Origin of the sequence: Campylobacter showae (assembly GCF_900573985.1) — a bacterium.
Lineage (GTDB): Bacteria > Campylobacterota > Campylobacteria > Campylobacterales > Campylobacteraceae > Campylobacter_A > Campylobacter_A showae_E.
Window position 1 is genome coordinate 612,709 of the sequence record NZ_UWOK01000001.1, and the last position, 24,442, is coordinate 637,150.

Here is a 24,442-nt window from a genome sequence, read left to right on the forward strand (position 1 = left end):
TATATTTTGGTCAAGGTATTGCAAGATGTATAGATCTAAAGCATAGAGCGGAGTAGCTTTTCGATCTCTCCATTGCAAGGAACTATGCCATAGTTTTGTAGTTTTGCTGTATCGCAGACGAGTAGGGCGGGATCGTTTGCTCTGATAAATCGGGGATCGCTTTGCACCGCTATATCATGTCCGCTTAGGCAGCGTAAAATTTGTAAAATTTGCTCAATACTATAAGCCTTACCAGAGCCAATGTTAAAAATTTTATCGTTAGCTTCGAGTTTTAGTAGTTGCTCGTATATTCTCACAACATCGTTTATGTCGTTATATTCGCGCTTTGGCGTCAAATTTCCGAGTTTTATTGTATGAGCTTTATCTTTAAAATGTCGCACTATTTTTGGTATGAGGAAATTTTCGCTTTGTCCAGCACCTGTGTAGTTAAATGGGCGCGCGATGATAAAAGGCAGTCCGCTTCTGGCTATCTGCTCCTCCATGAAAATTTTACTTTCGGCATATATGCTTTGCGGATTTAGCGGAGAGTTTTCGCACATGGGCATATCTCCTCCGCCGTAGACGCTAGCCGAGCTTGCAAAGATCGCCTTTTCAAATTTAACGGAACCTAGAGCCTCTAGCAAATTTAGCGTGCCGATTTCATTTGCGTTTTTTATCTCGGCGGGATCGGCCATGGCAAAAGATACTGCTGCCAGGTGGATGATGTAGTCAAATTTTGCGCCAAAGGCGGCTTTTATGCTGTCTTTGTTAAGCAGATCAAGGCGCGTATGATTAGGCGCGCTAGGGCTCAGGGCGCTGCCTGAGACCTCGTAGCCGAGCGCACAAAGGTATCGCTCCAGATAGCGACCCGTAAAGCCCTCGATCCCCGTGATAAAAACTCGCTTAGAACTCAAATCCCGCCTCGATGCGCCTTAGATCGGATTTTATCATCATATCGCAAAGTCCCTTTAGATCAGTCTTTGCGCTCCAACCGAGCTTTTGCTTGGCTTTTGAGGCGTCGCCTATTAGCAGATCGACCTCCGCGGGTCTAAAAAATGCCGGATTTATCTTTACGATCACGTCGCCTTTGTCGTTTAGTCCGACTTCGTTTATGCCTTCGCCCTCGAATTTTATTCCGATATCTAGCGCTTCAAAGCTAAGCTTTACAAAATCCCTAACCGTGGTCGTTACTCCGGTAGCTAGTACGAAAGTATCGGGGGCCGGAGCTTGTAGCATTGCGTGCATACCTTCGACGTATTCTTTGGCATAGCCCCAGTCGCGCTTTGCGTCTAGGTTGCCTAGCTCCAAGGTCTTAGCCTTTTTTAGGGCGATTTTTGCGGCCGTATTCGTGATTTTTCTCGTGACGAACTCAAGCCCTCTTAGCGGACTTTCGTGATTAAATAAAATGCCGCTTGAGGCGAAAATACCATAGCTTTCTTGGTAATTTACCGTGATAAAATGCGCATAAAGCTTTGCCACTCCGTACGGCGAACGCGGATAAAAGGGCGTGGTTTCGCTTTGCGGGACGGCTTGGACTTTGCCAAACATCTCGGATGTGCTGGCTTGATAAAATTTGATGCTTTTATCGACCGTCTTTATCGCCTCTAGTATATTTAGCGCGCCGATGCCCGTAGCGTTTGCGGTGTGAAACGGCTCTTTAAAACTAACGCCCACGAAGCTTTGAGCGGCTAGGTTGTAAATTTCCTCGGGTCTTAGTTCATTAACGGCGCTTAGGATGTTAAATGGGTCGGTTAGCTCAAACTCCACCAAATGAAAATTTGGCTCGTTTAAAAGGCCTAGCTCGTTTAATCGCCAAAAATTCGGGCTCACCGCTCGCCTGTATCCGCCGTAGACCTCGTATCCTAGATCGATCAGATATCTAGCCAGATACGCGCCGTCTTGGCCTCCGACGCCCGTGATTATAGCTTTTTTCATTATTCTTCTCCGTTTTTTAAATGTCGCATAAAATTATGATCAGTATTTATGGCTTTAAAGATTCTTAAATAAAGACCGGCGATATTTTGCCAGCTGTTTTCTTCTAGCCATTTTATGCGCTTATCATAAATTTTACCATCTATTTCATTATTTTTTACTTTTTCTAGTTGTTCTAGGATATCCTCGTCGCTAAAACCATCCGCCGCTATCGTGATATTTTGCATCTCGCTAAAGATTCTTGACGGCGTAACTATAACGTTTTTACAAAGACTTAGAGAGACTCTGGCTGCTGCGCTACTACCCTCGTCGGTCTGTCCGTACGGCAATACGATCGCATCGCAACAACTTAGTTTTTCGTTTACAGTTTCTATCGGTAAAAAGCTCGTATGCCACTCTATTTTTTCGCTCAAATTTAGCTTTTCGCAAATCTTGCGGCATCTTTGTAGCTCCGCCTCGCCGTCCGCGCTTGCGACCGGACTGATTATCACTAGTTTTGCGTCTATATTTTGACTGAATTTCGCAAAAGCTTCTAGTAGCACAGGTAGGTTTTTATGCGCAAATAGCAGTCCTAAAAATCCTACCCTAAATTTGCCGTCCGCTTCTTTGCATTTGATTTGAGCGCTCGTTAAATTTTGCGTTCCGTGCGGCACTAGCGTGACGTTATCGGCAAGCCCGAGTAGTCTAAGCGTATTTAGATCGTCGATGCTGTGGACGAAAACTCGGTCGAATTCGTAAAGCGTATCGTGCCAGTTTTGCTGAGTTTGGTGCGGGTAGTTTAGGATTTGCTTAGTACTGTGAAGCGTGATAAAGCAAATTTTTCCCTGAGATTTTAGAGCGAGGACGTCTGATTTTAGCTTTTCGTCTATCTCGAAAAAGGTAAAATGATGTTGTAGCCAAATTATATTCGCATCCGTCTCAAGCCCCGATAGTAGCTTTTCGCGCTCTATTTCAAAGACTTTGATCTCGTCGTTTTCTTTACTTAAATTTGAATCCTTGGCGCGCTTTTGCTCGCTCCAAGTATAAATTTGCAAATCTGCGCCCGCCCGCGCAAGCTCGTCCGTTAGGTATTTTGAGTATTCGGCTATACCACAAACGGCGTTATACGTCGAAAAATAGGCTATTTTTAGCCCTACTGGCTCGTTTTTAAAGGACTTTAGATGCGAGATGCTCGAGATAAAATTTAGCGCGTTTTTCTCGCCAAACATCATTTCATCGACCTTCTGTTTTAGCGGTTCTATGTTTGGCGTGCGGTTTTGTAAAATTTGCTCGGCTACTTTGAGGATCTTTTCGCTTAGATCCTTGACGCTAGGCTCCGCCCAAAATGAATAATTTAGATTAAAATGCGTAACGGCCGGCGCAAATTTGTATCCGATAAACTCGCAGCTATCGTCCAGAAACTCGCACTGGCCGCTATAGTCGGTGGAGATAACCGGCTTTTTGTAGTGTACGCCTTCGATCGCGGGCATATTTAGTCCCTCGCCGCGCGTCGGTAGTACGACGATATCGCACTGCTCGTAGAGGTTCGCCACGTCAAGCGCGGTTAAATCTTCGTTTAGTATGACGCGGATTTTGCTTCTGTATTTTTTATCGACTAAAAGCTCGATTTGCTCGGTTACGCTGTTGTGCGGATTAGGGAAGCTTTTTATCGTTAGGCTTAGCTCAAATTTAGCTTTTTTGCAAGCTTCGTTAAAGGCTCGTAGTAGCACGTCGGCACCCTTTCTAGGTAGGCACGACGAGATGTGAAAGAGCTTTATCTCGCGCTTTTGTTCGCTATTTTCTTGCAAAACGCTTGGCTCGGGCGGCATTTTTAGCGGGATGTCGGCTACTTTTACGGGCGTATAGCAGCCGTTATCTATTAGGATTTTTTTGATAAAAAACGTCGAAACTAAAATGCCTCTATACTTGGCGTTTAAAATTTCGATCGTCCTAGGCGGGATACGCGACTCCTCCCAGAAAAATACCGCGATCTCAAAGCCGTAGCCTTCGCGCACGTCTTCGATTAGCGGGTAGTGGTGGTAGATCGCGACCTTGTCGTCGCTTCTGATTGCGGGTGCGTTTTTATCCGGCACTATGCTTCTTAGAGTTTCATACTCGTCTTTGGTTATCGCGATGTCTTCGATTTTATCGAAATAGTTTGCGTGATAGCAGATAACAAAGACGTTTTTTACTTTGTTTAGTAGTCTAAATATGATGTTTCTGTTTATCGCGGCTAGACTGTAGTGTCCGCTGATATTGCCGATTACCGTTAGCTCGCTAAAGTTTTCGTTAAATTTGAGATTTTTTAGCTCCAAATTTTGCTCGTACTCTTTTGAGTGCTTTAGTTCAAAAACGTTCGGCTCGAAAACGCCCTCTTGCGAGACGTAGATATCGTCCCTTATTTGCCCTTTGAGGCTAAAGATTCTCGCCCTAAGAGCCGGGAATTTATTTAAAAATATCTTGAGATTCTTTTTAAATTTAGGATTGTTATTTGCCGTCTTTTCGGTTAAATTTATACCGAATTTGAGTGCTTTTTTGAGATTATCTTTAGCTAAATTTTTACAAAATCTCAAAAACTTATATACCCAAATAAGCGGCTTTGCGACCCTTTTAAATTTGGCGACGAAAATTTTAAGATGCTCGATATCGTTTTTGATAACGGGAGCCTCGTTTTCTAGGACGTAGACTTTGTGGTTTAGCGCGAGATATTTGCCGAGTAGATTTTCTAGATCTTCGTGTAGGCGCGCATTTTCGTTTTGCAAATTTGCGATTTGATTTTTGCTTTCCATCAGCTCAAGCGAGCTTTTCCAAAGAGCCTCTTTTGTCTCCAAAGACTCCTTCCAAACATCGTTTTTTAGCTCGAGCATCTGAGTTTTATTTTCAAACGCCCCTACGTCGAACCTATCGGCTAACTCTTCAAAACTATAGCCGCTTTTAGCCGCGCTCAAAAACGCCTCGCGGGTTTTTTCGTCGCCGTTTTTAAGCCCCAAAACTGCGTAATCAAGCCCGACGCTGCTTAAAACGTCTCTTAACGTGACGTTTTGATTTTGCAAATCCTCGCTAAAGCTCAAATTTGAGTTTAGTCTCATCATAAAAGTATCGCTAAAGCCTTCAAATTTGCACAGATACTCAAGTAACATCGGTGGGATAGGCTTTACGTGCGTAACGTCTAAATAGAAAGTTAGCGTAGCGACGCGTAAATTTTCAGGATTTGGCGTTTCAAGTATCAAGATACCGCCGTCTTTTAGAACTCGGCGCGCTTGCTTTATTAGCTCGCAAAGCTCGCTAAACTCTAAATGCTCCACAAGCTGAAATGCGCTAACAAGCGCAAGACTTGAGTTTTCTAGCTCGCTTAAAAACTCTATCGCTCCTTGTTTTTTGGCCTCAAGATCGTTTTTCTCGCACTCTTTTATCATCTCCTCGCTAACGTCGCAACCGCGCGCGATAAAGCCGTTTTGTTTTAAAATTTCAAGCCACTCGCCTCTGCCGCAGCCTAGATCGACCGCCGCCGGCTTTTCGTTATTTTGCTTTAAAATTTGCAAAAACGGCTCATAAGCAAGCAGGCGTTTTTTGATCTCGCTCTTATCTCCCCTAAATTTATCCTCGAAACTTTTATAAAATTTATCCATTTATTCTCTTTACTTCTAAACTCGGTTCAAGATACGCAAGACCGACAAAATCGGGCTTGCTAAAATTTACGACGTTAAAAATGATTGCGTTGTCGCGCCATTCGTAGTTGTTTTGCAGGTGGTTGTCGCTATCGTGCAGCGCTATCGTTACGGAAAACGATCCGACGCCCAAATTTGCGTCAAATTCAAAACTAAAGTCGTACTCCTCGCCTTTTTTGAGATTTTTTAAAGCTTGCTTTAGGTGGTAAGTGTTTGTGCCGTAGACGACCTGCGAGAAGCGATTTTTGATCTGATAGCCCAGTACTAGCGAGAGCAAATTTTCGTTTGCTTGCACCGTTACTTTTAGTTTGATTTTTTTGCCGACTTCTAAATTTTGTATCTTTTTGCCTGCGGCGTCTAAAATTTCAACGTTTTTTATGCAGGCTTTTTTGTTGCCGGATACGGTTGCGATTTTGCCGTTTTCTAGGGCTACTTGCGAGATTTGTACGTCTTGTTTTTTTGAGATTAGGGCGTTGTAATAATCAAGTACGGCTTCAGGCTCGCCGTCTTTTAAAATTTGCCCTTTTTCTAGCAAGATTACTCGGTCGCAGATCGATTTTATCGCACCGCTATCGTGCGAAACTATGATGAGCGTAGTGCCTAGGCTTTTAAATTCTTTTATCTTATCAAAGCTTTTATGCTGGAAATACACATCGCCTACCGATAGCGCTTCGTCGATGATGAGTATATCTGGGCGGTTTGCCGTGACGACCGAAAAAGCAAGGCGCATCTGCATGCCGCTGCTGTAAATTCGCACTGGATAATCAAAATACTCGCCTATCTCGGCAAAGTCTTCGATATAGGCTATTATTTCGTCGATTTGCTCTTTCGAGTATCCCATGAGAGAGCAGGACTGGTAGGCATTCTGCCTGCCGGTTAGATCGCCGTGAAAGCCCATGCCTAGCTCTAATATGGACGAAATTTTAGCCCCGCTCGTTACGCGGCCGCTTGAGGGCTTTAGCGTGTGCGATATGATTTTTAAAAGTGTGCTCTTGCCCGCTCCGTTTTGACCGATTAGCCCGACTACCTCGCCGGCTCCCACGTCAAAGCTTACGTCTTTTAGCACGGTTTTTACGTTTTTTTCTTCTTTATTTTTGCTAAACCACGAGGCAAATCGCTTAAAGTTGCTCTCGTAATCCAAGTAAGTTTTACAGATATTTTGAACCGATAAAATCATAAAACGTCCGCCATCTCTTCTTCGGCTCGTTTATAAACGAAAAACGCAGCTCCAAGGCTTGCCGCGCCGATAATAATCGGATAAATCAAAAGCGAAAAATCCGGCGTCTTATCGTAGATCAAAATATCGTGATAGCCGCTAACGACGCCCACAAGCGGATTTATGTAGATAAGCTCTTGCAAATTTGACGGTAAAATGCTCGTCATATAAACGATGGGCGTTAGCCAAAATAAAAACTGCAAGACGATAGCGATGATCTGGCCTACGTCGCGCATAAAGACGTTTATCACGCCGAAAAACAGCCCAAAACCTACGGCTAACATCATAGTAATGACGGATAAAATCGGCAAAAAGATCAAATTTACGCCGGCAAAATGTCCCAAAAAAGCAAATACGACTGCTATTGCGGCGAATAAAATGAGATTATTTATCACTGAGCTTAAAACTACGGTAGCCGGAAGGACGATTTTGGGAAAAGACATTTTTTTGATTATGTTGGCGTTATCGGTAAAAATTCCGATGCAGCGCGAAAAAATCTCGCTAAAAAGCATCCAGCAAAGCATCCCGCTCATTAGATAGATCGCGTATGCGTATTTGTTATCGATGCCGGGCAGCTTGGCCGAGAGTACTGAGGAGAGTATGGTCGCGTAGATGAGCACCTGGGCTAGCGGATGCAGTATCGCCCACGCTACGCCCAGTTTACTTTTTGCAAATTTGGTTATAAACTCGTTTTTGACCGAATTTACGATAAAAAACCTATACGTATAAATATTTGAAAACAATCTTTCGTCCGATTTAGCTAAATTTGCGTGATTTTATCAAATAAAGGCTAAAAATAAAGAAAAATCGAAATTTAAATGCTTAGCTTAAACTCCTCTTTTACCTCTCCGATTTCGCTTGTTTCTATTAGTCCTCGCTTCTTTAGCTCTTTGACTAAATTTTCGGACGCTTTTTTGGTTACTTCCATATCTGCATTTATGCCGCCTGCAGCCGAAAACATCCAGTATTTGTGCATCTCGGCCCACTCGAGCAGCTTGTTTACTTTTTCCATTTTAGTATCGCTGGGTGCGACCGAAATTTTGGCTAGCTCTAGTTCTTGATGATATACGGCGATTTGCAAGACGTTTTCTATATATTTTTTTAGATTTTGTCCGCTAATGTAATTTTTTAGCTTATCTATTTTGTCGATAATTTTTACTAGTGGATCAAATAGACTTTCGTCTACTTTGCCTTCATCTTTGATCTTCATTATCTTATCGATTTTGGGAACTAGTTCTAGGAATGTTTTTTCTATTCTTTGTTTTGCTTTATTTTGAGTTTGTACTTTTTTTACGATAAATTTGTAGGCTTTGAGCAGGTCTTTGTTTGCTGTTTTTTCGCTGTTTTTTTCTATGTGCGGTAGTTTTTTTACTTTTTTATCTTTACTAAGCTCTTCTGCAGTTTCCAAAAACGGTTTTTCGATACTTCCTTGTATTCTAGCACCGCCTTCCGTGCAGTTATAGGTAGTGATTTGCTCGTTTTTAGCCTGCTCTATATCTTTTTCAAACTGATTTTTAAATTTATCCCATATATAGGTCGTTCTTACTTCACCTTCTCCGCCGTAAGCTTCTACGTATAGGTATTCGTCAGCCTGAGCAAATGCATGCCCGCTGGCGTGAGATTTGCCGTCCGGGGCAAAGGCTAAATCTTGACCTATTAAAATAATATTTTTATGTCCGAGAGCGTAAGCTAACTGATAAGCCTGGTTTGCCGTAGAGTGGCCGATGCCGAGATAGCCGTATTTTGGCATATTAAATACTATTTCGCTTTGTTGCGGTCTCATCGTAAGAGCTAGGCGGCGCGGTAAAATATTATCTACCGTTTTTTTATGCGTTAGCGACGCTACTATAAAATAAATATCTTCGTCTATTTTTTTGTTTTTGTTTTTAAAAAAGCTGGACGTAGCTTCTACGCGCTCGATTGATGTTACGTAGTCTGGTTTTATGCCGTGCTTTAACAAAATAGGATACGATGCGTCAAGGCTGATAACCGTAAAATACGGAGCGAATTTTTTAAGCGCCTCAAGCTGTTTATCTAGGCTCGGGCCGGTAGATACTATGATTGCCGTATCCATGAGCCCGTGTCTTTTTCTGACTAAATCCGTATAGCAATAGTTTGTAACCATCTCCGGAATATGCTCTATGTGGTGTTTTATGCCTATTAGGGTATCGTCTATGCTATTGCCGTGAGCTACCACTATTTGAGATACGGCTCTAGTGAAGTCTTTATTTATTCTCACTATATCTTCATGAAAAGTTTGATAAAATGGCGTATGGATATGCAGATTATAAGTTTTAGCGTAAGATGAAAAAATCTCTTTTGAGATTGTAAAATAAAACTGCGAGTATGTTGCGAATTCTGAGAAAAATAAAACCAGCCTTTTGCTAATCAGCTCCTCGGATAAGTCGATTAAATTTAATGCTATATAAATAATCTCTATCTCGGGCTCTACGACTATGACTTTTTGATGCGTTTCGTTTTTTAGCAAGGCTTTATAAAAAATACCGTTGCCAAGACCGTAAAAGTACATGATAGGATATCTTTTATACTCTTTTTCGATCAGCTCTAAAGAGTGCAGAACGTCTTTAGCCGGACTTTCGTAGACGTATTTTAGGGTTTTATTGTCGATGATGTTTATATCTATCGGATCTTTTCCTATAAAAACATCGTATTTTTCGGTCTCTTTCATGCCCCAAAGGCGCGCGGCTAAAATTTCGTCCTGTTGAAAAAGCGCTTGAAGATTTTTTTTGAAAATAGGATTTGCGATATTTGTGACGGTTTCATCGATATTTTTATCGCATTTGTCGCTTGTTTGATTTTCGCGAGCGCCTTTTTTTTGTAAGCTATTTAGTTTTAGGTACTCGTCCTCTTTTTTCTTAGCCATTATATATCCTCCTTTGTGATTCTCTCGCTAAATTTTATCTCTCTTTTTGCTTTTTTACCCAGTAGCTCCGGCGAAAATTTAGGGTGCAAGCCGTATCCCGGACGCACGCTTTTTATGTTTTTTTCGCTAAAGATTTCGCCCTCTTTGATATCCGCGCAAGCGTAAAGCGAGCGGGAAAAGCGGCGATTTTGCACGGCTTTATCATCTAGCTCGTAGTTTACTTTGCCAAGCAGCGCTTCGGCGTCTCGCACGGCTTTTACCATCTCGCCAAACTCCCGCTCGTCCAAGCTAAAAGCTTCATCGACGCTGCGAACGCTTTTATCTAGGATAAAGTGCTTTTCGACTATCCGAGCGCCCAGACTCACGGCGACCACGGGCGCTACGATGCCTAGCGTATGATCTGAAAAGCCGACCTCGACGCCAAATTTTCGTTTCATATCGGCGATCGTGCGCAGGTTCATCCCATCAAGCGGAGCAGGGTAGCTAGACGTGCATTTTAAAAGCGCGATCTGTTCGTTTCCCGCATCTTTGCAAATTTGCACGACGTCGGCGATCTCTTGCTCGGTCGCGATGCCCGTGGAGATGATGATCGGTTTACCTTTGAGCGCGACGTATCTCACGAAATCATAGTCCGTAACCTCAAAGCTTGCTATCTTGTAAGCGGGCGGGTTAAATTTCTCTAAAAAGTCCGCATCATCGTTGCAAAACGGGCTTGAAAAGCAGACTAGCCCTTTGTCCCGCGCCGCATTAAAAAGCTGCTCGTGCCACTCTCGCGGTGTCAGAGCTTGCCGGTATAGTTCATACAAATTTGCCCCGTCCCACAGCCCGCCTTTTATCATGAAGTCCTCGCCGCGCGAATCTAGCGTGAGGCTATCAGGCGTGTATGTTTGCAGTTTTATGGCGTCCGCGCCCGCGCGCTTGGCGGCTTTTATCGTGTCAAGCGCCGTTTGCAAGCTGCCTGAGTGATTTGCCGAGAGTTCGGCGATGATAAAGACCTTTTTGTTCGTGTCGAAATTTGCTATTTTCATAAATTTTCCTAACTTTTAGCCATTATATCAAGTTTGCGTAAAGATAACGACATATAGCTCATTTGCTCGTCGCGCCCGTAAATTTCAAAGCCGAATTTGTGGTATAGCGCGATCGCTTTTTCGTTTTCGTTGTAGGCGCACGATTTTAGCTCGCCGACCTTAAGCGTTTTGGCGGCGTATTCTATGATGGTTTGCATTAGGATTTTGCCTTTGCCTTTTAGCCCCGGATTTGCGTAAATGCCAAATTCGCAAGAATTCGCCGCGATATCCACAAAATCGATCACGCCGATGTAGTCGCTATCCTCTTTTACCAAAAAATACCTTTTCGTTTCGTCGTTTTTCAGATTTGCGATAAATTTTCTGTGCTCTTGCTCGCTCACGCTTTTGTTTTTCATATATTTTGCGACGCGCTCGTCGTTTCGCCAGCGCAAAATCATCAAAATTTGCTCGTCAGTTAGATCAGTGAAATTTATAAGCTCAAGCATATCTCGTCCGCCTCGTAGATCTCGCGCCCGTTTGCCGTTAGCCACTGTGCCATCTCGTTTTGATTATCCGCGACGCGCACGGCTTTAAATTTAGCGCCTAAAACCAGCGCTTCATTTACGAGCGAGCTAGCCGAAATCACTAAAATTTCGCTCTCGTTCATCAGTCGCGCCACCTCGTTTGAGTTTATAAAAAGGCTAAAATTTGGCTCGCTATCCGCTAAAATTTGCAAATTTGCTAAATTTACGTTTGCGCTCGTCGTGATGGCGGCTACTTTTTTGTTTTTAGCGAGCAAATTTGAGGCGATTTTGGCGGTCAAATTTAGCGAGTCAGTGCCGCCTAGCGCGATGAGGTAGTTAAATTTTTTCTCGCGTTTGATTTTTGCTTCGCCATAAAACTCGCTCCTAACTAGCGGCGAAAATATCAGCTCGCAGCCTTCCGGCACTAGATTTGCGTATTTTTGGGGCTGGGCGTAGATATTTACGTTTAGCAAGTGGTCGCAAAAATGCTCTTTGTAGTTGTCGTCAAAGCTTAAAATTTGGACGTTCGTTTGCTCTTTGATTAGCTTTTCGTCCGCCGCGCTAATGCCGTAATGATCGATCACAAGCAGCTCAAATTTATGCTCTTTTATCAAATTTACCAGCTCGCTTACGTCCATGCTTTTTAGCGTGAAAATGGGGTAGGGTATCTCGCCTGCGAGGCTGCCCGGTAGGTCGATGCAAGCAAAGCTAACGTCTTTAAATTTTTGCGCCAAGATAAGATCGCGCCTAATGTGTCCGTGCCCGATTTTCGAGCTGCTATCGGCGCGGATGAGGGTTTTTAGATTTGAGATTTTGTCAAAATTCATCAAGTTTTTCCGCCAAATTTAAAATTCTAAGCGTCAAACACACGGCGGCGATGAGGTAAACTGCGCCGGCAGAGGCGAAAAATAGGATCTGAATCTCGTTTAGCCCGCGGTAGTTAGCCGCTAGATAAAATATGTGCAAGATCCCCGCAACCGCAAAGATCTGCATGAGCGTTCTAGCTACCGATATTTTGGCTTTTAGGTAATCTTTTTGCATTTGTCCTCAGTCGTAATTTATCCGGTAAAGCTTCTGCGCAAACTCGAAATCCTCCGGCGTGTCGATGTCGCAGACTAAATTTCGCGGAAGCAAAAACGCCCTTGAGTGCGGCGCAAAGATCGGTTTTTTCTCCAGCCACGCCTCGCGCCTACCGAAATAAAACGCGCCTGCGTCGTGATAAGCTCGCTCTAAATCCTGCGAGCGAGTGAGCGCAAACTGCGGGTAAAACATATTTACGGCGCCGTCATCACCAAGCCTAATCGCGCGCTGGATAGGGAAGCTAAACTCGGTCGAGGAAAATAAAAACTCGCACTCCGCTTCCTCAAATTTGCCGTATGCCTCGCGTAAAATTTCTCCCGTGATAAGCGGCGCGGTCGCGTAAAGGCAACAGACATGAGAGTATCCGCCGCCTAGCCTTCTCGCCGCGTCCGCTACGGCGTCGCTACTGGTGGCGTAGTCGTCGCTCAGCGCGGCGTCTCTTATAAACGGAACTTGCGCGCCAAATTTGATGGCGACGTCCGCTATCTCAGCATCGTCGGTGCTCACTATGACGCGCTCGAAAACGCCCGAATTTAGCGCCGCTTCAATGCTGTAGGCTATCAGCGGCTTGCCTAGAAAATCTTTAACGTTTTTGCGCGGTATGCGCTTGCTGCCGCCGCGAGCCGGGATGACACAAAGGGCGCGGTTTTGGTTGTCTCTCATCAAATTTACCGCCCTAAACCCTGCAGCCTTGCGGCATGTCAAAGCTCTTTAAAACTTCAAAAAGCGTATCTGCGACAAAATTTGCGTCCTCTAGGCCCATGCACTGATGGCACGGGATACTAAGCTCGGCGGCGTAAAAATCCTCAGCGCTAGGCACCGAAATATCGCCGTAGCGCTCGCGGTAAAAGCTAAATTTATAAGTCGGCTTGTAGTGTACCTGCACGCCGATGCCGCGCGCGTGAAGGGCGGCAAAGATGTCCTCTTTGGCGCACCAAAACTGGCGAAATAGCAAGATAGGGTAGAGGTGGCGCGAACTAACGACGTCGTCAGGTAACTTGATGGTACTAAAATATGGATTTTTCTCAAATTTTTCGTCGTAAAATTTAGCGATTTTCTCGCGCGCCCCGATGGTTTCGTCTAGCCTTTCTAGCTGATTTAGTCCTAGCGCGCAGGCGACGTCGGGTAGGCGGTAGTTGTAGCCAAGCAAGCTCTGATCGCTGTCCCAGAGACGTTTTTTAGCTATGCCGTGCGAGCGGTAAAGGCGTGCTAGGCGCGCGATCTCGTCGTCGTTGGTTGCTAGCGCGCCGCCCTCAAACGTCGTTAGTGGCTTAACGGGGTGAAAGCTAAAAATACTAACATCCGCTTTTGCGCCGACTTTTACGCCGCCTTGCGAGCTGCCCAGTGCGTGCGACGCATCGTCAAGCACCTTTATACCGCGCTGCTTGGCTAGTTTTAGGATAGCGCCCAAATTTACGGGATTGCCGCCGAAATCAACCGCCGTTATGACTTTGGTTTTGGGCGTGATGAGGCTTTCAAGCTCGTTTTCGTCGATATTTCCATCAAATTTAACGGGCGCAAATTTAACCTCTGCTCCAGCCATCAATGCTGCGTTTGCCGTCGCAGCAAACGTGATGGGCGTAGTTACGACCTCGTCGCCCTCTCTCACGCCAAGCGCCAGATATGCGACGTGAAGTGTGCTCGTTGCCGAGTTCATCGTTACGACGTGCTTTACGCCGACGTATTTTGCGATCGCCTGCTCAAATTCGCCGACCTTGTCGCCGCCCGTTAGGATATCGTCTTTTAGTGCGCTCACGACGGCAGCGATGTCGGAGTCGGTGATTTGTTGTCTGCTGTAGGGTATCATTTTTATCCTTTTCGGCTTGTCTTTTTGGAGGCTCGTCTTTTTGGTTTATACTTCGTTAGAAATTTCGCCGAAGCTCGGTTACATACTATATGTATGCGCCCTCGCTCGGCTCATTTCCGCCTCGTCTAAACGCAAAAATACTTCGCCCCGTTTTTTATAAATTTTATACGCTTAACTCAAATTTCAGTCAAATTTATTTACTAGCCTCGATCATCTCCAAAAGCCCGTCTTTATCTAGCCAAATTTTATTTTTATCCGAGCTGTACTCGAAATTTTCCTCCACGAGATGCCCTTTTTCGCCTAGCGCGTTTGTGCTAAAGTCGTCGTCTTTGCTCGTAAATTTGATCGACGGACTGATCACGTAGTGGTCGTCAAACTCGTAGGTTAGGTGTGCGTCGTCCTTGCCGACCATGACCTCGTGCATCTTTTCGCCAGGGCGGATGCCGATTATTTTTACGCCAAGACGTGGCGCCATGGAGCGAGCAAGCTCTATCATCGTCATCGACGGGATTTTGGGGATGAAAATTTCGCCGCCTTTCATGCGCTCGAAGTTTTTAAGTACGAAATTTACGCCTTGTTCAAGCGTGATCCAAAACCGCGTCATATCAGCATGCGTGATCGGCAGCTCTTTTGCGCCTTCTGCGATTAGCTTCTTAAACAGCGGCACGACCGAGCCGCGCGATCCCACGACGTTGCCGTAGCGAACGACGCTAAATCGCGTTTTTTTGCTGCCCGCGATGTTGTTTGCCGCGACAAAAAGTTTATCGCTGGCAAGCTTGGTCGCGCCGTATAAATTTACGGGGTTGCACGCCTTGTCGGTCGAGAGCGCGATAACCTTGCTCACGCCGCATTCTAGCGCCGCGTCGATGACGTTTTGTGCGCCGCCTATGTTGGTTTTTATGCACTCCATCGGGTTGTATTCCGCGATTGGCACGTGCTTCATGGCCGCTGCGTGTATCACGTAGTCGATGCCGTTCATCGCGGTCATGAGGCGCTTTTCGTCGCGCACGTCGCCGATGAAAAATCGCATCGCGGGGTCTTTAAAAACCTGCGCCATCTCGTACTGTTTGAGCTCGTCGCGAGAGTAGATGACTAGCCTTTTTGGTTTAAATTTGGAGAGTAAAATTTCGGTGTATTTTTTGCCGAATGACCCGGTGCCGCCGGTGATGAGGATGGATTTTCCGTTAAACATTTATTTTTGCCTTTCGCGGCTTGGTTTTTTGCCGTACGTCGTAAATTTAAATTCGCTTGGCCGCGTATTTTGCATACGCTCCTTCGCAAATTTTTAATTTGCCTCATCTAGCTGAAACGATTCGCCGTTTATTTAAATTTTATTCAGCCGGAGCAAAAACCGTGCCTTAAATTTGATTCAAAATTTAGTTCGTTAAATTTGTTTAGGTGCGGTATTTTTGCTTTTATCTCAAAATCCTAGGCAGGGTTATGCCCTCCTGCGCCTGATATTTGCCCTTTTTGTCCGCATACGTCACTTCGCACGGCTCGTCGCCCTCGATAAACAGCACCTGCGCGATGCCTTCGTTTGCGTAAATTTTAGCCGGTAGTGGCGTCGTATTTGAAATTTCTATCGTGATGTGCCCTTTAAATCCCGGCTCAAAAGGCGTGACGTTTACGATGATGCCGCAGCGAGCGTAGGTGCTTTTGCCCAGGCAGATGGCTAGCACGTTATCTGGCATGTTAAAGTACTCGATCGTGCGCGCTAGAGCGAACGAGTTTGGCGGCACGATGCACACGTCGCCCTTAAAATCCACCACGTTTTTTTCATCGAAATTTTTTGGATCGACCACGGTGCCGCCGATGTTCGTAAAGATTTTAAACTCGTCGCCGACCCTGATATCGTAGCCGTAGCTAGACACTCCGTAGCTAACCACGCCGCGTCCGACTTGTTCCTCGGCAAACGGCACTATCATCGCCTTTTCGTGCGACATTTTGCGTATCCAGGCGTCAGATTTTAGCCCCATTTTTTACCTTTATTTTAAATTTAAGCGATTATAACATAATTTAAATTTACGTAAAATTTGAGCGCCGTTTTGCGCTAAATTTTATCAAATTTGAATATTTTGCTAGTAAATTTTCTTATTTTTTATAATTAATCTTTAAATTAAAGCTTAGTATAATAACATATTTTAAATTCTCTTCAACGAAAGGAAAATAATGCATTCAAACACGTCGCGTAAATTTGCAAATTTACGCAGTAACAAGGGCTCAAATTTGCCTCTTTCGGCGCTCACCTGCTTGCTATTAGCCGCAAGCGGAGCTTATGCTTACACCGAGGCCGGCGTTTCAGGAAATACTTCTAGCTGGGAGAGTGCGGAGTATAAAAAAGACTGGGGACTAGTCTCTATGAACGCCTCTACGGCTTATGCGCTAGGCTTTAACGGTAGCGGAACAAAGATCGGCGTCATGGACTCGGGCGTACTTTTGAGCCACCCGGAGTTTCAAGATGGTAGGATTCATATCGTAAAAACTATCGGTAACTATAGCAAAAACGGCATGAGATATCCCGATGCCGCGCTAGGAAACGGCCCGATAGATAAAAATCAGCCAGTAAAAGACGGTAAGCGAAATTTTAATAAAAACGACAACGGCGTGTTTAAAAAGGGTGAAGCTTTTAACGACGACGGTAGTTGGGTAAGGGGCGTAAACGACGCTCACGGCACCCACGTGGGCGGTACGATGGCGGCTAGTAGAGACGGTAGCGGCATGCACGGCGTGGCGTTTGGCGCACAACTATACTCTGCAAATACCGGCGGCAACGATAATATGACGTATGGACCAAACCAAGACTACAACTATTTCTTAAAAGGTTACAATGCCTTGGCTGATGCGGGCGCAAAGGTGATAAATAACAGCTGGGGTTCTAATAGGCGCGTAAATTCCTCTTTTGCGGGCGCACTCGGATATAAGCCTACTTACGACTGGAGGGCCGTGCCTGAATACGACGTGGAATTTTACGACGTGGCCGTAGCCAATCAAACTACCGCGGCAAAAGACCATATAAATTTAAAAGATATGAACGAGGCCAAAAAGGCTTATTATCAGTTCGTAACTAGCGGCGAAAAAAGCTTTTTGGATGCAGCCTACGAAGTGGCGGTAAAAAGAGGGGTTATTCAGGTATTTACGGCCGGAAACAGAAGCTTGATGGCTGAGTCTTTCACGCGTGCGGCATTGCCTTATTTTAGGCCGGATGCCGAGGATTATTGGGTTAACGTTACTGGCCAAACGGGTGCGGACGGCTACCCTAATGATTCTAGCGAATATATAAGAGGATATAAGGCGTCCTCGGACATTCAGGAATTTAACCTTGCCGGCCACTCGAAGTGGTGGACGATCGCTGCGCCGGCCGAGGAGATTTATTCTGCGTACGTTGAGCTTACCGACAATGCGACATACGGCAAGGCTATATATAAATCATCTGGCGGTACTTCTATGGCCGCTCCGCACGTTAGCGGGGCTTTGGGCGTCATAATGCAGCGCTATCCGTATATGAGTATCCCTCAGGTTAGAGAAACGATGCTAACTACGGCTAGACAAAGGACGCTAAGAGCCGGCCACGGCGCAGGCGGTATGCTAGAGCGTTGGGGTAGCGACGGCGAGGGCGTACCTAGTAACGTCTGGGGTTGGGGCATACTCGATCTTGGCAAGGCGATGTTCGGTCCTGGACAGTTTTTAGGAAACTTCGACGTCGCGATGGATCAAGACGATATCTGGACAAATAACATTTCAGATGTCGCCATCAAATTTAGAAAAACCGAGGACGATAGCGATGCTGCGGCTTGGGCGGCTAGAAAAGCGGCTCTTAACGCCAAGTCAAATTTGAGCGCGGAAGAAAAAGCCGAGATGACCTTTGAAATCGCAAGAGAGCAGGCTAGGGTCGCAAGAGCGGCGGAGGGCTATGAAGGCTCGCTAACTAAAAGAGGAGACGGCGCTTTGACTCTTGCCGGAGACAATAGCTTTACCGGAGCTGTAAATATATACGGCGGTAAAATCTCGGCTCTAAATCAATCAATCTCTTCTTCAAGAAGCATAAACGTCCATAACGGCGGCGAATTTGAAGTTTTAAACGCTCTTACTTACCAAACTCCAAGCGCGGGCGGTTTCGTGAGCACGACCAGGGCAAGCGACGCTACGCAAGTTAATGCCGTTATAAACGCGGGCGGCGCATTTGTAGTTAACGACGGCGCTCATAATCTAAATTTAACATTTAAAGAGGGCTCTTTATTAAAGGCTGCATTGCTATCAAACGCCGAGCTTGCAAATTTGGCGGCAAATCCGACTCTAAAGAAAACCATAAACGCAAGCGGAAACTTCGCGGGGGTAAATTTAGCTAAGGTCGAGGATAGCTATGCGTTCTTTAAAACCGCTAAAGAAACTGTTGGCGGCTCAAATTTAGCTCTTTCTTTGCAAAAAGGCAAAAGCATGGAGGAGGTAGCCTCTACTAGCGCCGAGAAGTCGTTTGCTAGATTGGTCGAGGCAAATCCTAGTAGCGCTATTTATTCGTCTATGCTCGGAGCGGATCGTAACACGGCGGCCGCATACTTTGGCGCTTTTTCAAACGATCTAGACTTTAAAGCGCAAAACAACTCCGCCGTAGACTCGTTTATGTTAGCAAATTCTGTTAAAAACAAAAACGGCGCTAAAAGAGCCGATATCGACACGGGAGTCGAGCTTTGGTTGCTTAGCAGCGCAAGCAGGGTGACTTCTGACAATAACGCCGGCGGCAGACTAGGCACGAACGCATTTACGAATTTAGTTGGCGTCGATTTTCTAGTGGGAGATAGCTCAAAAGCAGGCGTATTCGTAGGCCTTGGCAAAACAAATCACAAGCTAGGCGATAGCAAAGCGGTAAAAAGCAAAGACGCGCATGCGGGTATCTACGGCGATATAGGACTTGATCCTATCAAAATTAGCCTAGGCGCTATCTACTCGAAATTTGATCAAGAAAAAAGAGTCGTTAACTCATACGCTCCTTTGGCTTACGAGTATAAAGATGCTGACGCGTCCGCTATCAGCGCATTTGCCCAGATCGCCTATACGGGGCTAAGCTATGAAAACGGCTTTAGTTTAGAGCCTTATGCGGGGCTAACCTATATCCGCTTTAAAAACGACGATGTAGCAAATTCTTTGGTACAGATCAGAAACGAGGATAGAGATTTGCAAGTAGCAAGCGTGGGCGTAAAACCTAGTATCGCATTTACCATGGACGGCGTAGGCCTAGTCGCAAAAGCCGATGTAGCCTACAACCGCTTCCTAGGCGATAAAACTCCGAGCGCTCATATGAACGTTACAGGCCTTGGCGCAACTAAACTAGAGGGTGAAAAGCTAAAAGATCTAGCCACTACCGAGCTTGGTATCGAGGCTGCATTTACCAGAAATTTTAGAGTCGGCCTTAGCTACGTTGGAGCATACGGCAGCAATGTAAAATCAAACGGCGTAAACGCCAAATTTAGTTGGGCGTTTTAATCTTTTGGATTAAAAGCTTAAATTTGCCTAGAGCGAGCTAAATTTACTTAGCTCGCGACGGGTTCAAATTTGATTTTTTTTTAAATTTGCCGCATTTTGGAGATAGAAATTCGTCTCGAAAATGCGGCTTAGAAAATTAAGCGGATAGATACGACTTGCGCCGCTGCTTGTAAGATATCTTAACGTCTACTTCGATATTTTAGTAATTGTGCCTTAAAAAACTACAAATACAGTTTGGTAAAGTAAGAGAAATCATGATTAGCGTCCCCGTTAATCGGCAAGAAACTGACCGCGGATCTAACGCTAGTAGCCTTTTTCGTTTAGCTTTCTGTAATTATCACATCCTAACTGAAGTCCTAAATCACAAGCCCTACCAAAATATTGCTTTGCAGTGGGAAAATCTTGTTTTACGCCTTGACCATTTGCATACAAAATCCCTAAGTTAGAGCAACCCCCAGCCTCTCCACTATCACAAGCTTTTTGATATAGCTGGGCTGCTTTTTGGTAATCTTGTTTTACGCCTTGACCATTTGCATACAAAATCCCTAAGTTAGAGCAACCCCCAGCCTCTCCACTATCACAAGCTTTTTGATATAGCTGGGCTGCTTTTTGGTAATCTTGTTTTATACCTTGACCGTTTTGGTATAAAAACCCTAAGTTAACGCAACCCCCAGCCTCTCCACTATCACAAGCTTTTTGATAAAGCTGGGCTGCTTTTTGGTAATCTTGTTTTACGCCTTGACCTTTTTTGTATAAAACCCCTAAGTTAGAGCAACCCTTAGCCTCTCCCCCATCACAAGCTTTTTGATAAAGCTCAGCAGTTTTTTGGTAATTTTGTTTTACACCTTGACCGTTGTGATATAAAACCCCTAAATTATAGCAACCCTTAGCCTCTCCCCCATCACAAGCTTTTTGATAAAGCTCAGCAGTTTTTTGGTAATTTTGTTTTACACCTTGACCGTTGTGATATAAAACCCCTAAATTATAGCAACCCCCAGCATCTCCACTATCACAAGCTTTTTGATAAAGCTCAGCAGTTTTTTGGTAATTTTGTTTTACACCTTGACCGTTGTGATATAAAACCCCTAAATTATTACAACCCCCAGCATCTCCACTATCACAAGCTTTTTGATAAAGCTGGGCTGCTTTTTGGTAATCTTGATTTACACCTTGACCGTTTTTGTATAAAACCCCTAAATTATTACAACCCTTAGCCTCTCCTCCATCACAAGCTTTTTGATAAAGCTGGGCTGCTTTTTGGTAGTCGCCTTTATTGTAAGCTTCTTTTCCCAATTCAGCAAGATCTTTGGAAAATCCAATAGAAAATAAAACTACAAGTAAAACTAAAATTCTTTTCATCTCTACTCCTTTATATATAAAATATTTAAATTGTATTTTGTCTTTTTTGGGCTTAGATTGTTATTAATTATTTTGGCTCGAGGTAAACTAAGCGGATTTTAGCCGCAACGGTATCATATCTAAATGCTACTTTGCTACGTTTTGCCTACAAGAACGCGGTTTTCATCGAAACCTACCGGCGCTTATATCGGCACTAAATTTTGCCGAATAAATTTAAAAAGCCTATTTATTATTTTGTGCAGTTATAAATAATACCAAAATATTTTTCTTATACTTTAAATATGATTTATCTCAAAAATTTAATAAATAATAAGCTTTGCGGGGGTACAATTTCATTTAACAAATACCTTTAAAAGGAGCAAAAATGAAAATCAAGTCTTTGGCGCTTATGCTTTTAGGCGTTAGCGCTTATGCGCATTTTGGTATGGTCGTACCGTCAAATTCGACCGTAGACGACGAAAAAGGGGCGAATTTGCAGATTACTTACAAATTTACCCATCCTTTTGAGGGCGATATGATGAACCTGGTCCTTCCAAACGAGGCGGGCGTTTTCGTAAACGGTAAAAAAGAGGCGATAAAAGGCCTAAAAGAGCTAAAAGAGGATAAATTTAGCTACTTTACGGCTAGCTACGACGTAAAAGAGCCTGGCATCTATCAGTTTTATATGGATCCAAAGCCCTATTTCGAGCCTGCGGAGGATAAATTTATAAGGCATATAACAAAAACCGTCGTAGATGCATATGGCTACGGCGAGGGCTGGGATAAACCGGCTGGGCTAAAAGCCGAGATAGTGCCGCTAACGCGACCGTACGGGCTTTATAAGGGAAATTTATTTTCAGGCGTGGTTTATTATAAAGGAAAACCCGCTAAAAACGTAACCGTCGAGGTAGAGTACTATAATACCAAAGGGCTAAAAGCTCCGTCCGATGCGCACGTAACTCAGGTCGTAAACACTAACGAGCAGGGCGAATTTAGTTTTGCGATGCCGCTTGAGGGCTGGTGGGGATTTGCCGCGCTGATAGACGACGATCAAAAGATCAAACACGAGGGCAAAGAGTATCCAGTGGAGCTTGGAGCCGTCATCTGGGTGCAAACCAAAGAGTATAAATAATGCACATAAGCGAAGGCGTTTTAAAGCCTGAAATCATCGTGCCTTGTTCGGCAGTTTGCGTCGTTTTGGTCTCAAGCTTGATTTACAAGCTAAAAACGAGCGAGATACCAAAAGTAGCGGCCGTCAGCGCGATGTTTTTTATGGCGTCCTTTATCCACTTGCCCATCGGCGTTACCTCGATACATCTCGTGCTAAGCGGCCTTGCGGGGGCGTTTTTGGGTGCAAATGCTGTTTTGGCTATTTTTATCGCGCTATTTTTTCAGGCCTTGCTTTTTGGTTACGGCGGCCTGAGCGCGCTTGGCGTAAATTTGCTCATCATTGCTTCTCCGGCGCTTCTTAGCCCATATCTTTTAAAGCTTTCTTTTAAGCGATATAGATCGTTTTTCTGGTTTTTGATAGGGTTTTTGCCTATACTTTGCTCTTCGGTTTTGCTCTCCTTGACGCTTGTTTTAAATGGCAAAGAGTTTGCGCCCGTGGCCGCACTTGTTTTTACTTCAAATTTAGCCCTAATGGCGCTTGAGGGGATCATCTCGCTTTTTGCGCTTTCTTTTATTTATAGGGTTAAAAAGGATCTTTTGATTTGCTAAAAATATTTTTGATTATGCTTTTTGCAAGCTTCCTAAACGCGCACTCCCTAAAAGGCTTTGCAAAGCAAGAGGGCGAATTTATCGAGATAAAAAGCTATTTTTACGGAAATTCTCCTTGTAAAAACTGCCCAGTATCTTTTATAAAAGACGGTGCCCAGATAGGAGGCGCGCAAACTGATGAAAACGGCTTTGCCAGAGCTAAAATCCCCGCAGATGAATTTGAAATCTTGATCGACGGCGGACTAGCGCACGAAAAAAGGATCAAATTTACCGCAAACAAAGCCGAGCTAAAAAGCACCGAAAGTAACGCATCAAGCGATGCCTCAAATGTTAAATTTGACGAAAGCGAGGAGGATTTTGGGGCTTACGCGCTTAAATTTATCCTTGCGTTTTTGGGAATCGGGCTGTTTTTTGGCGGAATTTATCTGGTAAAAAGAGGCAAATGAACCTATCCGTTTTGCTCGTTTGCTTTACTTTTTTTAGTTTCAAAGTCTCGCTTTCAAGCGCTACGGACGCCGTTTTCATCGCGCCCGTGATATTTTTAGCGATTTTAAATTTTAAAAATCTTTTTGAAATTTTAAAATCCGTTTTAAAACTAAATATTTTTATAATCTTAGTCGTCTTAAGCCTCGTACTTTACGGAGAGTACGCGCTTGCAAAGCTGATATTCGTAAGGTCGAATTTGATCATACTTTTTGGACGGCTGGCCTTTTATAGGAGTGATTATTTTAGTATCGCGCTTGCCGTTTCGTCGCTAAATTTAGGCGACAAGCTAACGGCGATTTTTTATTTTAGCGCCAAATTTACGGCTGATCTTAAAACGATATTTACAAGGCTAAAAAAGACTCTAAAAGTTCGGGGATTTGAGCCTAAAGCCTCGCTTTTTACCTATAAAATTTACGCAAATTTAGTCGCTATGCTCTTTTTGGAGGCGTTTTATAAGGCGAGCGTCCTTGAAAAGACCTTCGTTTGCAAGGGGTTTGACGGCAAGCTTTATGGAGATAAAAGCCTCAAAATAGGCGCGAAAGACGCCGTTATAATCGCTTTAACGGCGTGCTGTTATATTTTTAGTTTAGGAGTCACGATATGAGCTGCACGATAAGCCTAAAAAACGTCTGCGCAAAAATAGGTGAAAGAACGCTTTTTGAAAATCTAAATTTAAACGCGACGCACAAAGACAAAATCGCACTAATAGGCCCAAACGGCTGCGGTAAAAGCACTTTGCTAGAGATAATGGCGGGGCTTAAAGCGCCTTGCGGCGGGCATATAGAGCTTTTTCACCATAAAATTTCAAATTTAGACGAGTACAAGCCGTTTCGCCGCGACGTGGGCTATCTTTTTCAGGAAAGCAACGATTGCTTTATCTGTCCTAGCGTGCTTGACGACGTGATGTTTTCGCTACTTAGCCGCGGCGAGGACGAGGACGGCTCTCGCGCAAAAGCAGAGGAAATTTTACGCGAGCTTGAAATTTGGCATCTAAAAGACGAGATCGTTTTTGACCTCTCAGGAGGCGAGAAAAAGCTCGTCGCACTAGCTGGGATACTGGTGGCCGAGCCTAAAATTTTACTACTTGACGAGCCTACGACCGCGCTTGATGCGGATATGCAAAGAAGGATAGCCGCTATCTTAAAATCCCTCGACGTCACGCAGATAATCGTCTCTCACGACAAAGAATTTATAAGCGACGTAGCAAGCGTAATGTACCGCCTGACAAAAAACGGACTAGAGCCGATATAAAATATCCTTATTTATACTTCTTTAAAAAAGCTCCGAAAACAGCAAAATTTATCAATGTATAATGATATATTTCATAAAATTACCAAATTTTATT

21 protein-coding genes are annotated in these 24,442 nt (G+C 44.4%); 6 read left to right on the forward strand and 15 right to left on the reverse strand.

What is annotated here, in order from left to right; translation table 11 throughout:
- Positions 1-35 precede the first annotated feature (35 nt).
- The 14 genes from EE116_RS03120 to dcd all read right to left on the reverse strand — a co-directional run bounded on the left by EE116_RS03120 (position 36) and on the right by dcd (position 16,052).
- Positions 36-893, reverse strand: a complete 858-nt coding sequence (locus EE116_RS03120) for an NAD-dependent epimerase/dehydratase family protein (protein WP_122873183.1) — start codon at positions 891-893, stop codon at positions 36-38.
- On the reverse strand, positions 883-1,914 hold the full coding sequence (gene gmd, locus EE116_RS03125; protein ID WP_122873184.1) for a GDP-mannose 4,6-dehydratase: 1,032 nt from the start codon (positions 1,912-1,914) through the stop codon (positions 883-885). Before gmd ends, EE116_RS03120 begins: the two co-directional genes overlap by 11 nt.
- Complete coding sequence (locus tag EE116_RS03130; RefSeq protein ID WP_122873185.1) at positions 1,914-5,519, reverse strand: glycosyltransferase; 3,606 nt, start codon at positions 5,517-5,519, stop codon at positions 1,914-1,916. Before EE116_RS03130 ends, gmd begins: the two co-directional genes overlap by 1 nt.
- On the reverse strand, positions 5,512-6,735 hold the full coding sequence (locus EE116_RS03135; protein WP_122873186.1) for an ABC transporter ATP-binding protein: 1,224 nt from the start codon (positions 6,733-6,735) through the stop codon (positions 5,512-5,514). The genes EE116_RS03130 and EE116_RS03135 overlap by 8 nt, the downstream gene beginning before the upstream one ends.
- Positions 6,732-7,517: an ABC transporter permease gene (locus EE116_RS03140; protein WP_122873187.1), complete on the reverse strand. Its 786-nt coding sequence runs from the start codon at positions 7,515-7,517 to the stop codon at positions 6,732-6,734. Before EE116_RS03140 ends, EE116_RS03135 begins: the two co-directional genes overlap by 4 nt.
- Before the next feature lie 71 nt (positions 7,518-7,588).
- Entirely contained in the window at positions 7,589-9,658 is a 2,070-nt protein-coding gene (locus EE116_RS03145) for a motility associated factor glycosyltransferase family protein (protein WP_206159233.1), read from the reverse strand.
- Positions 9,658-10,686, reverse strand: coding sequence for a pseudaminic acid synthase (pseI, locus tag EE116_RS03150; protein WP_122873188.1), 1,029 nt, complete (start codon positions 10,684-10,686; stop codon positions 9,658-9,660). Before pseI ends, EE116_RS03145 begins: the two co-directional genes overlap by 1 nt.
- An 8-nt stretch (positions 10,687-10,694) precedes the next feature.
- Positions 10,695-11,171, reverse strand: a complete 477-nt coding sequence (gene pseH / locus EE116_RS03155) for a UDP-4-amino-4,6-dideoxy-N-acetyl-beta-L-altrosamine N-acetyltransferase (protein ID WP_122873189.1) — start codon at positions 11,169-11,171, stop codon at positions 10,695-10,697.
- The gene (pseG, locus tag EE116_RS03160; RefSeq protein ID WP_122873190.1) at positions 11,156-12,016 is read right to left on the reverse strand and encodes a UDP-2,4-diacetamido-2,4,6-trideoxy-beta-L-altropyranose hydrolase; all 861 of its coding nucleotides are present in this window, start codon (positions 12,014-12,016) and stop codon (positions 11,156-11,158) included. The genes pseH and pseG overlap by 16 nt, the downstream gene beginning before the upstream one ends.
- Complete coding sequence (locus EE116_RS03165) at positions 12,006-12,230, reverse strand: hypothetical protein (protein ID WP_122873191.1); 225 nt, start codon at positions 12,228-12,230, stop codon at positions 12,006-12,008. The genes pseG and EE116_RS03165 overlap by 11 nt, the downstream gene beginning before the upstream one ends.
- 6 nt (positions 12,231-12,236) lie before the next feature.
- Positions 12,237-12,932 (reverse strand): pseudaminic acid cytidylyltransferase, encoded by a 696-nt coding sequence (gene pseF / locus EE116_RS03170; protein ID WP_122873192.1) that lies wholly within the window; start codon positions 12,930-12,932, stop codon positions 12,237-12,239.
- 13 nt (positions 12,933-12,945) lie between these two features.
- A complete protein-coding gene (gene pseC, locus EE116_RS03175) occupies positions 12,946-14,076 on the reverse strand; it encodes a UDP-4-amino-4,6-dideoxy-N-acetyl-beta-L-altrosamine transaminase (RefSeq protein WP_122873193.1) in 1,131 nt (376 codons plus the stop codon).
- A 193-nt stretch (positions 14,077-14,269) separates the two neighbouring features.
- Entirely contained in the window at positions 14,270-15,268 is a 999-nt protein-coding gene (gene pseB, locus EE116_RS03180) for a UDP-N-acetylglucosamine 4,6-dehydratase (inverting) (protein WP_122873194.1), read from the reverse strand.
- Between the two features lie 223 nt (positions 15,269-15,491).
- Entirely contained in the window at positions 15,492-16,052 is a 561-nt protein-coding gene (gene dcd, locus EE116_RS03185; protein WP_122873195.1) for a dCTP deaminase, read from the reverse strand.
- Between the two features lie 193 nt (positions 16,053-16,245).
- Here dcd and EE116_RS03190 point away from each other — a divergent pair, with 193 nt between their 5' ends.
- The gene (locus EE116_RS03190) at positions 16,246-19,554 is read left to right on the forward strand and encodes a S8 family serine peptidase (RefSeq protein ID WP_122873196.1); all 3,309 of its coding nucleotides are present in this window, start codon (positions 16,246-16,248) and stop codon (positions 19,552-19,554) included.
- Positions 19,555-19,857: 303 nt separating this feature from the next.
- Here the strand turns inward: EE116_RS03190 and EE116_RS03195 are convergent, their stop codons facing one another.
- Positions 19,858-20,913, reverse strand: a complete 1,056-nt coding sequence (locus tag EE116_RS03195) for an SEL1-like repeat protein (protein WP_122873197.1) — start codon at positions 20,911-20,913, stop codon at positions 19,858-19,860.
- 364 nt (positions 20,914-21,277) lie between these two features.
- Here EE116_RS03195 and EE116_RS03200 point away from each other — a divergent pair, with 364 nt between their 5' ends.
- The 5 genes from EE116_RS03200 to EE116_RS03220 are packed head-to-tail and all read left to right on the forward strand — an operon-like array spanning position 21,278 to position 24,348.
- The gene (locus EE116_RS03200) at positions 21,278-22,024 is read left to right on the forward strand and encodes a DUF4198 domain-containing protein (protein ID WP_122873198.1); all 747 of its coding nucleotides are present in this window, start codon (positions 21,278-21,280) and stop codon (positions 22,022-22,024) included.
- The gene (gene cbiM, locus EE116_RS03205) at positions 22,024-22,611 is read left to right on the forward strand and encodes a cobalt transporter CbiM (RefSeq protein WP_122873199.1); all 588 of its coding nucleotides are present in this window, start codon (positions 22,024-22,026) and stop codon (positions 22,609-22,611) included. The genes EE116_RS03200 and cbiM overlap by 1 nt, the downstream gene beginning before the upstream one ends.
- Positions 22,605-23,057, forward strand: a complete 453-nt coding sequence (locus EE116_RS03210; RefSeq protein ID WP_122873200.1) for a hypothetical protein — start codon at positions 22,605-22,607, stop codon at positions 23,055-23,057. Before cbiM ends, EE116_RS03210 begins: the two co-directional genes overlap by 7 nt.
- On the forward strand, positions 23,054-23,701 hold the full coding sequence (locus EE116_RS03215; RefSeq protein ID WP_122873201.1) for an energy-coupling factor transporter transmembrane component T family protein: 648 nt from the start codon (positions 23,054-23,056) through the stop codon (positions 23,699-23,701). Before EE116_RS03210 ends, EE116_RS03215 begins: the two co-directional genes overlap by 4 nt.
- Positions 23,698-24,348: an energy-coupling factor ABC transporter ATP-binding protein gene (locus EE116_RS03220; RefSeq protein WP_122873202.1), complete on the forward strand. Its 651-nt coding sequence runs from the start codon at positions 23,698-23,700 to the stop codon at positions 24,346-24,348. Before EE116_RS03215 ends, EE116_RS03220 begins: the two co-directional genes overlap by 4 nt.
- Positions 24,349-24,442: the final 94 nt, after the last annotated feature.